Source organism: Bacillus sp. V33-4 (assembly GCF_002860225.1).
Taxonomy (GTDB): Bacteria; Bacillota; Bacilli; order Bacillales; family Cytobacillaceae; genus Bacillus_BJ; species Bacillus_BJ canaveralius.
The window spans coordinates 1-13,870 of the sequence record NZ_PGVC01000086.1 but is presented as its reverse complement, the minus strand read 5'-3'; the positions used below and the strand labels follow the sequence as shown (position 1 = coordinate 13,870).

Below are 13,870 nucleotides of genomic sequence, written 5' to 3'. Positions count from 1 at the left end.
TGTCGAGTCATCTGTGGCACCAAGCACCGTGATGATATCCGCTCCTGCTTCAGATGCCTTCATAACTTCATATCCGCCCGCGTCCATGATCTTCAGATCTGCCAATACGGTCAGGTTAGGGAATGCCTCTTTAATTTCCTTGACCGCCCGAAGGCCTTCATTGATGACAACCGGTGTGCCGATCTCCACCACATCGATGTATGCCTCTACTTCCTTCACTACTTCTTTCGCCTCTGGAATGTTTACAAGGTCTAACGCCAGTTGAAGTTGCATTATTCTTCACTCCTTATAATTTTTTGACTACATCGTCATTATAAGTTGCAATTTTCAGAAAAAAAAGTATGCACTTTTATACCATATAGTGTCTGAAATTATACTATTATGGTAATTGGCCTGTAATTATTACATTAAAATAACGTTTCCCGGCGATATTCTAACAAAAATATTCATCCCATTCCAACCCTGTTACAGGAAACGCAAGCATCATTTAATCATCACTTTCCTTTATTTTAAATCTTTGTATAGTAAATAATTTTTCAACCATAGGAATAATAATTTCGTAAAACTTTTTGAATGGGGTTAAAAAAACTAGATATCTTACAAGTGACCAGGAACTTTTTTGCGGTTATCGTAATCAATTTAGGAACTTCTTGGGAGAAAAATCGCGTTGGCTCGCAGTCGATATAGGTAGACCCACGATCTATGTTCTGTAAAAAAGGCATCTCTTCTTTTCGCCTGTTCACGCTTGGTCTTCAGTATCATCTTCCAGACATCTTTCACATTTTGAATAAAGAACACTTACCTTTTCATCCTCATAGTGGTCAAAAATGCTGTTGCAAGTTATACAAATGATTGTTCCCACTTTTAAAACTCCTTCCAGATAATTAATATTAGAATTCTAAAATGAAAACGCTTTCTTTTTATCACAAGTCACTATAAATGTTTTTTAAGCTGAGATGCATACCTGCGAAAAAAATAAATGAACCAGATAAACCAACTATAAGCACCTTATAAATAACTCCTTGTAGAAACCTGCGAGCCACAAGCACCGCAAAAACTTTAATAGCTAATCACAGCAGGAACGTTTGTTTTGTGAGGACCCATTCATAGATAGCCTTGGCCACCCCATCATTCTCATTACTTTTGGTAACCCAATCAGCAGTTGCCTTTACGATTTCCTGGGCATTACCCATTGCAACTCCCAGACCTGCCTCCCTGATCATCGCGATATCATTCAAGCTGTCACCTATTGCCATGACATTTTGCATCTCCAGACCAAGAAAACCACAGACCTTTCCTATGGCTTTCGCCTTGTTTATACCAATAGCATTCGCTTCGATATTGGTTGGACTGGAATTGCTGATTTCCAGTTTGCCAGTCTGTTTAAGCAGGCCCATAATGTGTTCCCGGACATTATCGTCCTCTATGTTGAATCCGAACTTCATCCATTCGCGTGCAGTTATGTCTTCAGGCATCTTCCCACGCCAGACATTTTCAGTACAGGTAGCCCAAAATCCAGTTTTGTATTCCTGGCTTAGACCATACATCCACTTTATCAGGTCTGTGCCCAAGGTAACTCGTTCAACCAGTGCTCCTGTAACATCATAAATCTCGCTGCCATTCACGGTTATCAAATAGGATGATAGCTCTAATGATTTCGTAATTTCATTGCATGTCAAATAAGCACGCCCTGTACTGACCAGGACCTTAACACCCCTTTGTTCAGCTTCTTTAATAGCTTTCCTGTTTATCTCTGACACCTTTCCCTCTTCGTTCAGTAAAGTACCGTCCAGATCAAGGGCGATTAGTTTTATCTCCTGCTTTCTCGCTTGCATACTCAGCCAGCCTTTCTCTTCTGATTATAAATTTTCATGATGATGATTAAGCAACCAGAATTGGCAGCTTCAAAGGGTTCATGAAACGACGTGCAAATAATATATTATTATTTTTTTTTCGATTACTTAGCATGCGATACCTTTAGAAGTTTGCGCACCTCAGGCACTCCCCGCAAATAAACGGTTCAAAATTAAAATTAATGAACACAACTTCCTGTGGCACCTTGTTTAACAATTCTCTAAAAGCTTGCCACCCATTGGCTTTGACTGCTGTTGAACATCAATTTTTATTACCTGGAATTCATTGTTACCACATACTGAGCAAATTGTTTCCTCAGTATAAAGGGTTTTGCAATGAGTACAATACTTCCTCTCCATAAATTACCCATCCTCCAGTTCTAGTTAAATAGTACCATTCCAACATTAGGGAATTGCATGCACTAAACGCAAAACAAACATATTCTTGGTTCTACTTTTGAATAGCATTTGATTCATAGGTGGAGATTTTATTTACTCGATTTTCATGTCTCCCACCTTCAAAGGAGGTTGTTAACCATACTTCAGCAATTCCGCGAGCCAGGCCGGGGCCGATTACGCGTTCCCCCATCGCTAAAATGTTAGAATTATTATGTTCTCTCGTTACCTTCGCACTAAAAATATCGTGCACAAGCGCACAACGAATGCCCTGCACCTTGTTTGCTGCAATGCTCATTCCAATTCCTGTACCACAAATGAGGATGCCACGGTCCACTTCACCTCTTGATACCTTTTCCGCTACCGGAATCGCATAGTCAGGGTAATCAACAGAGGTTTCACAATCACACCCCAAATCAACATACTCAATCTTCAAATCTTTCATTAAAGAGATTATTACTTGACGTATATTTACACCGCCATGATCACTTGCAATTGCTACTTTCAAATTTCATTCACTCTCCCATTATATATATAAATGATCTCAATGGATGCGCCAGATAGGTATCGGCAGACTTCTGACCAGACAAAATTTTGTACTCCTTACTCGGTGCATCCTTCATCTGGACAGACTTCGTGCTAAATGGTAGATAGAAAGGTCAATTGTATGCTCGTGTTTTGCAGCTTCATCAAAAGATGTGTGAACCAGCCGACCATTTTTCAATCCTACTAAGACTCCCTTTTCACCTTCCGTAAGTAAGTCGACTGCTTTCCCGCCCATTTGGCTGCTCATCATTCGGTCGTATGCGCTAGGGGACCCTCCTCGTTGAATATGGCCAAGTATGGTCACCTTCGTCTCAAATCCCGTTTTCTCCTGAATCAGTTTGCCCATTTGAAACCCTTTGCCTACCCCTTCGGCAATCACAATGATGCTGTGTGTCTTTCCACGCTGATATCCCCGCTTAATCCTCTCAATTACATCCTCCAGGTCGTACTCGGCTTCAGGGATAATAATGGATTCAGCCCCTGCACACATCCCTGCCCATAAGGCAATGTCCCCCGCATTGCGACCCATTACCTCTATTACATAGGTGCGTTCATGGGAAAATGCCGTATCGCGAATTTTGTCAATTGCTTCGACTGCTGTATTAACAGCTGTATCGAATCCAATCGTATATTCCGTTCCAGGTATATCGTTGTCTATGGATCCTGGGATACCTACCACTGAAAATCCTTGTTGAGTTAATTTTTCAGCGCCTTTAAAAGAGCCATCCCCTCCAATGACGATTAAACCCTCAATGCCGGCTTTTTTCAGCTGGTCTATTGCCTTTTGCTGTCCCATGGGTGACTTGAACTCCTCACACCGGCAAGTTTTTAAGATGGTACCTCCACGATGAATGATGTCCCCTACACTGCCCAGGCTCATTGAAATAAAGTCGCCATCCATTAATCCTTTGTAACCATTTCTCACACCATAAACATCCAACCCCTTAAAGATTCCTCTTCGAACGACCGCACGAATAGCGGTATTCATTCCAGGGGCATCACCGCCGCTTGTTAATACTGCAATCTTTTTCATTGCTTTTCCTCCATATTTTGACGATTAAACGCCCCGGTGTTTAAGAAAACGTACATATCGGCCTAGAAGACCCCCAAGGCATATTCCATCTTTAAAGCAATCCAGGCAAATGATCATGATGTAACTCACACTTTAAATTGATAAGAAGTTCGAGTCACTTCTATTGTACAAAAAGGGCAGGCTCACCCACTGGCGATTCTGCCCATATCCTAAGAGAGCGCCCCTTCCAGTTGCTTCTCCATGCGATTACCCACGTTCACTCAGGGTTCGAATGTTGAAGGTTCGTGAATCCATACTTATACAGTCGTTATCCCACCATAGCATCACTCTATTTTCAATATTCAGATATTTATTTTTATAGTTTTATGTTTATAGAACCTTCTTAAACTGGGCAACTACATTTTCAACTGTAAAACCGTATTCTTCGATTATTTTTTCCCCCGGTGCCGAAGCCCCGAATTGATCAATGGCCAAAACATGACCGTAATCGCCAACGTATTTATGCCACCCCAAGGACGCTCCCATCTCAATGCCAAGCCGTGCTGTAACGTTTTTTGGAAGTACACTTTCCTTATACGCAGCAGATTGTTTGTCGAATCGATCCCAGCTCGGCATGCTGACAACCGAAACATAAATGCCTTCCGCCTCAAGGACCTTCTGTGCGTCAACCGCTAGGGAAACCTCAGATCCGGATGCTAGAAGCAGGCCATCCACGTTTTTTGCTTTTGAAATTACATAAGCACCTTTTTTAACGCCCTCATACGCTGTGTCTGCGTCAATAAGTGTCGGTAAATCTTGACGTGAAAGGATAAGAGCTGTTGGTTCGTCTCTGCTTTCCAATGCCAGTTTCCAAGCTGCTGCTGTTTCATTTCCCTCAGCCGGACGGATTGTGGAGAGACCTGGCAAGGCACGTAACGATGCCAAGTGTTCAACTGGCTCATGTGTTGGTCCATCCTCACCCACGGCCACACTGTCGTGTGTAAATACATAGGTTACAGGTACTTTCATTAATGCTGAAAGACGAATGGCCGGACGTAAGTAGTCGGAGAAAACGAAGAATGTGGCGCCGAATACTTTGACTCCCCCGTGAAGGGCCATTCCATTTACGGCAGCCCCCATTGCAAACTCGCGAACCCCAAACCAAATGTTGCGTCCACTGTAATCTGCTGCACTGAAGTTCTCTTCACCTTTCAGCAAAGTTTTGTTGGATGAGGCAAGGTCAGCAGATCCGCCAAACAGTTGCGGGACGTTCCTCGCAAGCGAATTTAACACCTCACCACTGGATGAACGGGTGGCAAGCTTATCTTTTCCTACTTGATATCTTGGCACATCTGCATCCCATCCTTTGGGGAGCTCGCCATTTATCGCTTGCCTCAATTCCCTTGCGAGTACAGGATAGGCCCTCTCATATTCCGCAAACAGCTTATTCCAGGAGTCTTCCTTCTTCTGCGCTGATTCTTTTAGTTCCGCAAAATGTGCTTTGACTTCTTCAGGGACATGAAAATCCTCTTCATATGACCAACTATAATGTTCTTTTACAAGCTTTATTTCATCTTTCCCAAGAGGTGCCCCATGTGACGCGGACTTTCCACCTTTATTAGGGGAACCATAGCCAATAACTGTTTTCACTTCAATTAAAGTCGGTTGTTCTTCGTTTGCCTTCCCTTTGGCAATCGCATCTTCGATAGAATTAGCATCATTCCCATCCTCAACACGAAGCACTTGCCAGCCATAAGCTTTAAAGCGATCGGCCACACTTTCGCTAAATGACATATGAAGATCACCATCAAGTGAAATATCATTTGAATCGTATAATACAATCAAACGGCCAAGCTTGAGATGCCCTGCAAGTGACGCTGCCTCTGCTGATACGCCTTCCATCAGGTCACCGTCGCCACAAATGCTGTATGTGTAATGGTCAATTACATTATATTTATCCCTGTTATACGTAGTGGCCAAGTGTCTTTCCGCCATGGCCATCCCAACCGCCATGCTAATTCCTTGCCCTAACGGACCAGTCGTGGCGTCAACTCCCGGTGTATGGCCGTACTCAGGGTGACCAGGTGTTTTACTCCCCCATTGACGGAAATTTTTCAAATCTTCTAATGTGACTTCATAACCTGTCAAATGCAGTAAGCTGTATAGAAGCATGGACCCGTGACCTGCAGACAATGTAAAACGGTCACGGTTAAACCATTCCGGATTATTCGGATTATAGTTCATGAACTTGGTCCAGAGTGTATATGCCATAGGGGCAGAGCCCATCGGCATTCCCGGGTGACCTGATCCAACATTTTCAATTGCATCGATTGACAGGGTTCTAATAGTATGAATGGATAGCAGATCAACATTAATTTTTTGTTCAATCATAATTGTTATTCCCCCTCTTCTTATCATCTTGAGCTATTAGCTGGTAGTTACAAGAACCCCTTTTTGTTGAGCCTTGCCTGAAGATCCAAACTCACGCATTTTCCCTTGGACCGTTTCTTTGATTGCTTCACGTGCCGCACTAAGGAATTTACGTGGATCATATACTTTAGAATCTCTGTTCAAAAGCTCACGAACAGCTTTTGTAGCAGCAATCTGGCTTTCTGTATTCACATTGATTTTTGCCGAGCCAAGTGAAATGGCTTTTTGAATATCCTTTGTCGGAATACCTGTACCACCGTGAAGAACGAGCGGGACACCGGTAAGCTCCATGACTTCCTTCATCCGGTCGAAACCAAGATTTGGCTCACCCTTATATGGCCCATGAACAGAACCTAACGCAGGTGCGAAGCAGTCTACTCCTGTTTCACGCACTAATTGATCACATTCAGAAGGTATGGCATATGCAGATTCTGCATCTACGATAAGGTCGTCTTCTTGACCACCAATTCGCCCCAGTTCGGCTTCTACAGAGACTCCGACAGCATGGGCTACCTCAACCACACGTTTTGTCAATTCAATATTTACTTCCAGGGGGTGATGGGAACCATCAATCATCACCGATGTAAACCCGGCATGGATGGCTTGAACACATTTTTCGAGACTTGAACCATGATCCAGATGAATGGCCACCGGCACCGTCATGTTATATTCCTCCATTAACCCTTTGACCATCTGGACAGTGAATTTAAAACCACCCATATAACGGGCAGCACCTTCAGAGACTCCGAGAATGACTGGAGACTTTTCTTCTTCCGCAGCTTTAAGTATCGCCTGAGTAAACTCAAGATTATTGATGTTGAACTGTCCGACAGCATAACCGTTCTCTTTTGCGTGGATTAACATTTCCTTCATTGAAACTAGTGGCATAATATTTTCTCCCCTTTAGATTATTTATCTTTTTAAAACCCTTTTTATAAAAGACCTTCTCAACTCTTGCCTGTTCGATAAGCGAATGGATTACCGGACAGTTTACTTCAATGATGAATGATACGCCTCGATAAACTGGAATCTTTCGCTAATCCCTCTCCCTGTCAAAAAGGAGTGAGTTTGCATTAAACCATTTTCCTTCTTTCTAACACCTTTCAGGAGAAGCCCGTCAGTAATTCCGGTTGCAACAAAAAAGCAATCGTCAGATTGTACAATCTCATCCAGCGTGAAGTACTTTAAGGGGTCGACTATTCCCATCTTGATACAGCGATCGAACTCCTCTTCAGTTTGCGGGGCTAGCTGCGCTTGGAAATCGCCACCCAGGCACTTCAAGGCCGTTGCAGCTATTACCCCCTCCGGTGCGCCACCAGTGCCTACTAAGATATCCACATCTATCTCGTCGATTGCTGTAGCTATCGCACCAGTCACATCGCCATCAGGGAATAACTTGACCCTGGCTCCCACATCAAATACTTGTCTAATCAAATCATCATGCCGAGGCCTGTCCTGGATCATGACGGTTACTTCAGATAAATCTTTCCCCAGAGCTTTAGCTACCGAAATCATGTTTTCTGTTAGAGACATCTGAATGTTGATATGACCTTTTGCTTTTGGCCCGACAGCCAGCTTTTTCATGTACATATCCGGAGCATGGAGCAAGCTGCCCTTGGCCGACACAGCCACGACGGTTAATGAATTTTCCTGTCCTTTTGACAAGAAAGTCGTTCCTTCTACGGGATCGACCGCAATATCAACGTGAGGTCCTTTTCCTGTTCCCAGCTCCTCGTTAATATAAAGCATGGGTGCCTCGTCCATTTCCCCTTCCCCGATAACGATCAGGCCGTTCATATCAATGAGGTTCATTCGATTGCGCATCGCCTCAGTTCCGGCACCGTCAGCATCATTTTTATTTCCTGTTCCTATCCAAGGGTAGGATGCTATAGCTGCATTCTGTGCTACAGCAAGAAAATCCATTGCTAATGACTGAACCCGCTCTTCACTGAAAACTTTAGTTTCCAATTTAGACATTAGATCACCTCCTGGTTCTTTAATTAAATATACAAGCCATAATCACATGTATATTTTTTATCACCTGTACAGGTATGATTATATCCCGTATAATATATATTAGTAAGTACGCACTTTATGAGCATATAGTATTAAAAAGTATACTAATAATCTATAATCAAGGGGGATTAAACATGGGGCATATGGATAATAAAACGTTCAACTGTGAAAAAGAGTTAACACTCGCTGTTATTGGTGGGAAATGGAAAATGCTTATTTTATGGCACCTTGGCAAAGAGGGGACGAAACGATTTAACGAATTGAGATCCCTCATGCCGGACATCACTCAGAGAATGCTTGTGAATCAGCTGCGCGAACTGGAAGACGACCAGATCGTTCATCGAGAAGTATATCCCGTTGTACCACCTAAGGTAGAATATTCATTAACCGAAACTGGAGAAAGTCTGATGCCTATTCTTGAGTCGATGTATGATTGGGGCAAAAACTATATGAATAAGGTATTAAACACAAGAAAGGAATCGATCAAGGTAGATTAATACTCTCACTTTTGCGAAAAATGAGCGGTCATATAGTTACATGATTAATACCAAGAAACAATTGAGCAATGCATCATCAGTTAAAACTTAACAAACCACATGAAGCAATCTTGATTTAAGGGTTACTTCATGTGGTTTGTTAGTATTCTATGTGATATCATTTTTCAGGGCATTAAAATGAAATTTCTCAAATATACCCTTTCCTTATTAGTACTCAGGCAATAAATAATATCTTCAAAACATATGAAGCACGCCTTACCCGACCCTCATCGGTGAAACAATTCCCATTGTCTCAGCAACAAATTTTACTAGTTCTACCACCCTGTTGGAGTAGCCCCATTCATTGTCATACCATGCAAGCACCTTAACTTTCCGTTTTCCGATAACCATGGTAGATAAACCATCGATTATAGCTGAGCTGGGATTGGTATTAAAGTCAATAGACACCAGTGGCTCGGTGGTGTAATCCATTATCCCTTGCAAGTATCCTTGTGAAGCAAACAGAAACGCCTCATTAACATCACTGGCCGTTACGCCCTTTCCCAGGTCAACAACCAAATCCACCAGCGAAACATTAGGAGTAGGGACACGGAGAGCGACGCCATCCATTTTTCCTTTTAAATGCGGCAACACGAGAGAAAGAGATTTCGCGGCGCCGGTGGTTGTTGGAATAATACTTTGACCGCAGGCGCGGGCACGGCGCAAATCTTTATGGGGATTATCTATATTTTTCTGGTCATTTGTGTAAGAATGGACCGTTGTCATTAATCCATTTTCAATGCCAAACTGTTCATCAAGCACTTTTACTACAGGTGCAAGGCAATTAGTCGTACAAGATGCATTAGAGATGATAAAATGCTTTTCCACATCTAAAGAATATTCGTTTACACCCATCACTATGGTCACATCTTCATTTTTCCCTGGGGCTGTTAATATGACTTTCTTAGCCCCAGCTTCCAAATGGAGAGATGCCTTTTCCCTGCTATTAAATTTACCGGTGGCTTCGATGACGATGTCAATATCCAATTGCTCCCACGGGAGAGAAGCTGGATCACGGTTGCTTATTAACTGAATCCTTTGATTATTCACGATTAAGGCCTGATCAGCAGGGAACACATCGCCTTCGAATTTTCCATGGATGGTATCATACTTGATTAAGTGAGCTAAGGTCTCAGCTGGATAGCTTGCGTTTATCGCTACTATTTCAAGAGTCTCATCCAAAATTGCTTTTCGGAAAACGAGTCTACCGATTCTTCCAAATCCATTGATTGCAATTCTTGCCTTCATTTCCCCGCTCCCCTCCCGATCGAGTTCTATGCACCTGAATATTTACCTAACATTAACCACTGAAAGCAGCCACAGTCTGGCCTCCCCGAGTTGACCCTACTTGTACACCTACATCAATCATCAAACGACCCGTTGGTCAGCAGGCTATCAGGATGATCATCAGTAGTTTTTTATAGAAATTACATTATCAATTTTTTATCTTTTCAACGACGTGCCCACCAAATTCGTTGCGCAGTGCAGCAACGACTTTACCTGTAAATGTATCCTCCTCTAATGAGCGATAACGCATCAACAGGGACAGGGCAATGACAGGCGTAGCAGTTTGCAGATCCAGAGCAGTATCGATGGTCCATTTCCCTTCACCTGAAGAATGCATAACTCCTTTGATATCTTCCAATTTGGCATCCTTTGAAAATGCATTTTGGGTCAAATCCATTAGCCAAGAGCGGATAACTGAACCATTATTCCATACTCTTGCGACTTCTTCATAATCGTAATCGAACTCACTTTTTTCTAATAGTTCGAAACCCTCACCAATGGCAGCCATCATCCCATATTCAATGCCGTTGTGTACCATTTTTAAAAAGTGCCCGCTCCCGCGTCTTCCTGCATACAAATACCCGTTGTCGACAGCCGTATCTTGAAAAAGCGGTTCCACTGCCTCCCATGCCTCAGGATCTCCGCCAACCATGTAGCAAGCTCCATTGCGTGCACCTTCTATCCCGCCAGAGGTACCGACATCCAAAAAACTTACCCCGAATTTTTTTAACTTATGATATCGACTAATTGATTCTTTGTAGTAAGAATTTCCAGCTTCAATGACGATGTCCCCACTGTTTAAAAACGGCGCTATATCAAAAATCACTGAATCTACGACCTGGTGCGGCACCATGATCCAAATAATCCGTGGTTGTTCTAATGATTTAACTAACTCTAATAAACTCGATGTACCCTTTGCCCCACATCGTTCCATTTCTCTAACAGCACTGGAATTTATATCGTATACCACCAACTCATGATTGTGGTCAATGAGGTTTGAACCTAAGTTTAATCCCATCTTCCCTAACCCGATTAACCCTACTTTCATTATTGATACCCTCCCACATTACAGTCACGTTTAATTGCCGGAAAACAATGCCCTCCCAGTATTCCTTACAAATGCGAGGCCGGCTTCTATCTTTTATACTAAACTAGGCGTCCTACCACCAACTGAATCCATCCTCCCTTAATAATCCATGAGAGGCCTCGGGACCCATTGACCCCGATGGATATGAATGGAGGGGCACTATTTTTTGATCAAATGCGTCTAAAATGGGCTGCACCCATTTCCAAGATAGTTCAACCTCTTTCCATTGCACAAAGAAAGTGGAGTCCCCGCGCAGTGCATCGGATAATAAGAGCTCGTACGCTTCAGGCATATCTTTCTGGTTTTCGAAGAATTTCACGGTAACTGGCTCAATTTTGCCATTTTTCAATGCATTTTTACTGTTGAACTGTAATGAGACACCTTGGTTTGGGCTGATGTCGATCGATAAGAGATTCGGCGCTGTTTGCTCATTTTTCTTCCTGTACACATCTTCTAATGGATTTTTGAATTCGATCACAATCCTGGTGGATTTTTCTCGCATTCTTTTGCCAGTCCGAATATAGAATGGGACCCCACTCCACAGTAAATCGTCAATCCACAACCGGGCCGCAATAAATGTATCATTCATAGAAGAATCCTGAATACCAGGCTCATTTGTGTATGCTGGCACTGGCTGGTCGTTAATATACCCCTCGCTATACTGACCACGTACGACATTCCGAACAATATCCTCCTTTTGTAACGGCCGCAGGGATTCCATGATTTTTGTCTTTTCATTTCGGATGTCATCTGCACTTAACTGTGCAGGTTGATGCATAGCAGTCATCATAACCAGTTGCAGCATATGATTTTGAACCATATCACGAATGGCACCTGCATGATCATAATAACCTGCTCTCTCTTCCACACCAACGGTTTCACTTGCTGTGATTTGTACATTCGCAATATATTTGTTACTCCACAGGGCCTTAAACATGGGATTCGCAAATTCCAATGCTTCCAAGTTTTGAACCATCGGCTTGCCCAGGTAATGGTCAATAAGAAAAATTTCATCCGGTTGAAAAGCTTTGCTCAATTTCGCGTTTAGTTCTTGTGCTGATTTCAGGTCGTGTCCAAATGGTTTTTCAATGATGAGACGCTTCCACCCTTTTATCGCCTGTAATCCACTCGCTTTAATGTTGGATACAATTACATCAAAGAACTCAGGTGCAACGGATAAGTAAAAGAGCCGATTTTCTGGGATATTAAGTTGTTCTTCTCGATTTTGGATCATTCTGAGTAATGTTCGATATCCCTCGTTATTTGTTACGTCCAAGGAACTATACCAAAATGATCCAAGGAATTCGTCCAACTTACCAGAGTCCGTTATCTGACGTCTTGAAAATTGTGTTATCGAGATTTGCACATGTTCACGAAACACGTCATTTGTCCAATCTCTCCTGCCTAAACCAATAATCGCAAATGACTTAGGCATTTTGCCATCCAAGAACAAGTTGAATAGAGATGGAAAAATTTTTCTTTTTGCTAAATCCCCTGTTGCTCCGAACAAGACAAAAGTCAATGAATCCAATTCCACTGGATTTAACACATTGACATTAATCTCGTCCAGATGGATATTCCGTTGAACGGTTACGCCAGTCATGAGATCCCCTCCTGATCATCTGATAAAATAACTGATATTCCGCATTTTTTTTCCTCATCTCCAACCCTAAAAATTCATTTGTTTTTTATGAACTTACTTGCCCTAAGTATAATAATTGAAAATTTTATTTGTAAGTACGCACTTTTTTATTATATAGTATATAAAAATGCACTATAATTCAGATAATTCAGATTAAATAAGGGGAGATAAAACATGGGACATCTGTGCAACAAAAATTTTAACTGTGAAAAGGAATTAACACTCTCTATTATCGGGGGAAAGTGGAAGATGGTTATCATGTGGCATCTAGGCAGAGAAGGGACTAAGCGCTTTGGCGAATTAAAGTCTATGATACCCGGGATCACACACCGGATGCTTGTAAGTCAACTACGAGAACTCGAAGAAGACCTTATCATCCATCGTGAAGTTTATCCAGTTGTTCCGCCGAAGGTAGAGTATTCTCTCACAAAAAGAGGAGAAAGCTTACTTCCAATTTTAGAAGCTATGTACGACTGGGGGAAAGACTATATGGAGACGGTGCTGATAAAACAAAAAGAAAAAACAACTTCACTTTAACGTATAAGCAAATGTAAGGGCTTTCATTACTTATAAATCAATACATGCGCCTGAATCTTCCATATGTTTCTTAAAGTGTAAAACTGGTGGTACTTACATGTATTGATTAAGAAGAATTTGCATTCCAAGGTTCCCCTTTCCTTATTTAGTATAATTTAAAACATTATATGCGTTAAAAGTGCATACTTCTTTTTCTGAAAATTACAACTTATAATGACGATGTAGTGAAAAATCTAAATAAGGAGTGAAGAATCAATGCAACTTCAACTGGCGTTAGACCTTGTAAACATTCCAGAGGCGAAAGAAGTAGTGAAGGAAGTAGAGGCATACATCGATGTGGTGGAGATCGGCACACCGGTTGTCATCAATGAAGGCCTTCGGGCGGTCAAGGAAATTAAAAAGGCATTCCCTAACCTGACCGTATTGGCAGATCTGAAGATCATGGACGCGGGCGGATATGAAGTCATGAAGGCATCTGAAGCAGGAGCGGATATCATCACGGTGCTTGGTGCCACAGATGACTCGACA

At 42.3% G+C, this 13,870-nt stretch carries 14 protein-coding genes; 3 read left to right on the top strand and 11 right to left on the bottom strand.

Annotated elements, in window-relative coordinates:
• From CVD23_RS21370 to glpX, 8 genes are all read right to left on the bottom strand, one after another.
• On the bottom strand, positions 1–273 hold a 273-nt coding region (locus CVD23_RS21370; RefSeq protein WP_180955758.1), incomplete at its 3' end, for an orotidine 5'-phosphate decarboxylase / HUMPS family protein.
• Positions 274–739: 466 nt separating this feature from the next.
• On the bottom strand, positions 740–862 hold the full coding sequence (locus CVD23_RS21365) for a GapA-binding peptide SR1P (RefSeq protein ID WP_101667113.1): 123 nt from the start codon (positions 860–862) through the stop codon (positions 740–742).
• 208 nt (positions 863–1,070) lie between these two features.
• Positions 1,071–1,841: a Cof-type HAD-IIB family hydrolase gene (locus CVD23_RS21360; RefSeq protein ID WP_101667112.1), complete on the bottom strand. Its 771-nt coding sequence runs from the start codon at positions 1,839–1,841 to the stop codon at positions 1,071–1,073.
• A gap of 463 nt (positions 1,842–2,304) precedes the next feature.
• Entirely contained in the window at positions 2,305–2,757 is a 453-nt protein-coding gene (rpiB, locus tag CVD23_RS21355) for a ribose 5-phosphate isomerase B (RefSeq protein WP_101667111.1), read from the bottom strand.
• A gap of 111 nt (positions 2,758–2,868) precedes the next feature.
• A complete protein-coding gene (gene pfkA, locus CVD23_RS21350) occupies positions 2,869–3,828 on the bottom strand; it encodes a 6-phosphofructokinase (protein WP_101667110.1) in 960 nt (319 codons plus the stop codon).
• A gap of 369 nt (positions 3,829–4,197) precedes the next feature.
• Positions 4,198–6,198, bottom strand: a complete 2,001-nt coding sequence (gene tkt / locus CVD23_RS21345; protein WP_101667109.1) for a transketolase — start codon at positions 6,196–6,198, stop codon at positions 4,198–4,200.
• 36 nt (positions 6,199–6,234) lie between these two features.
• Positions 6,235–7,125, bottom strand: coding sequence for a class II fructose-1,6-bisphosphate aldolase (fba, locus tag CVD23_RS21340; protein ID WP_101578345.1), 891 nt, complete (start codon positions 7,123–7,125; stop codon positions 6,235–6,237).
• 102 nt (positions 7,126–7,227) lie between these two features.
• Positions 7,228–8,214, bottom strand: coding sequence for a class II fructose-bisphosphatase (gene glpX, locus CVD23_RS21335; protein ID WP_101667108.1), 987 nt, complete (start codon positions 8,212–8,214; stop codon positions 7,228–7,230).
• A 173-nt stretch (positions 8,215–8,387) separates the two neighbouring features.
• On the opposite strand from glpX, the gene CVD23_RS21330 reads away from it, so the two are divergent.
• Positions 8,388–8,750, top strand: a complete 363-nt coding sequence (locus CVD23_RS21330) for a winged helix-turn-helix transcriptional regulator (protein WP_101578343.1) — start codon at positions 8,388–8,390, stop codon at positions 8,748–8,750.
• Between the two features lie 255 nt (positions 8,751–9,005).
• Here the strand turns inward: CVD23_RS21330 and CVD23_RS21325 are convergent, their stop codons facing one another.
• From CVD23_RS21325 to zwf, 3 genes are all read right to left on the bottom strand, one after another.
• Positions 9,006–10,037 carry a glyceraldehyde-3-phosphate dehydrogenase gene (locus CVD23_RS21325; RefSeq protein WP_101667107.1) on the bottom strand — a complete coding sequence of 344 codons (1,032 nt, stop codon included), beginning with the start codon at positions 10,035–10,037 and terminating at the stop codon, positions 9,006–9,008.
• 187 nt (positions 10,038–10,224) lie between these two features.
• The gene (gene gnd / locus CVD23_RS21320) at positions 10,225–11,124 is read right to left on the bottom strand and encodes a phosphogluconate dehydrogenase (NAD(+)-dependent, decarboxylating) (protein WP_101578341.1); all 900 of its coding nucleotides are present in this window, start codon (positions 11,122–11,124) and stop codon (positions 10,225–10,227) included.
• A gap of 112 nt (positions 11,125–11,236) precedes the next feature.
• On the bottom strand, positions 11,237–12,694 hold the full coding sequence (gene zwf / locus CVD23_RS21315) for a glucose-6-phosphate dehydrogenase (RefSeq protein WP_101667114.1): 1,458 nt from the start codon (positions 12,692–12,694) through the stop codon (positions 11,237–11,239).
• Positions 12,695–12,979: 285 nt separating this feature from the next.
• On the opposite strand from zwf, the gene CVD23_RS21310 reads away from it, so the two are divergent.
• Positions 12,980–13,342 (top strand): winged helix-turn-helix transcriptional regulator, encoded by a 363-nt coding sequence (locus CVD23_RS21310; protein ID WP_101578340.1) that lies wholly within the window; start codon positions 12,980–12,982, stop codon positions 13,340–13,342.
• A gap of 255 nt (positions 13,343–13,597) precedes the next feature.
• Positions 13,598–13,870, top strand: a 273-nt coding sequence (locus CVD23_RS21305; RefSeq protein WP_180955757.1) for an orotidine 5'-phosphate decarboxylase / HUMPS family protein, incomplete at its 3' end; no start/stop codon positions are given.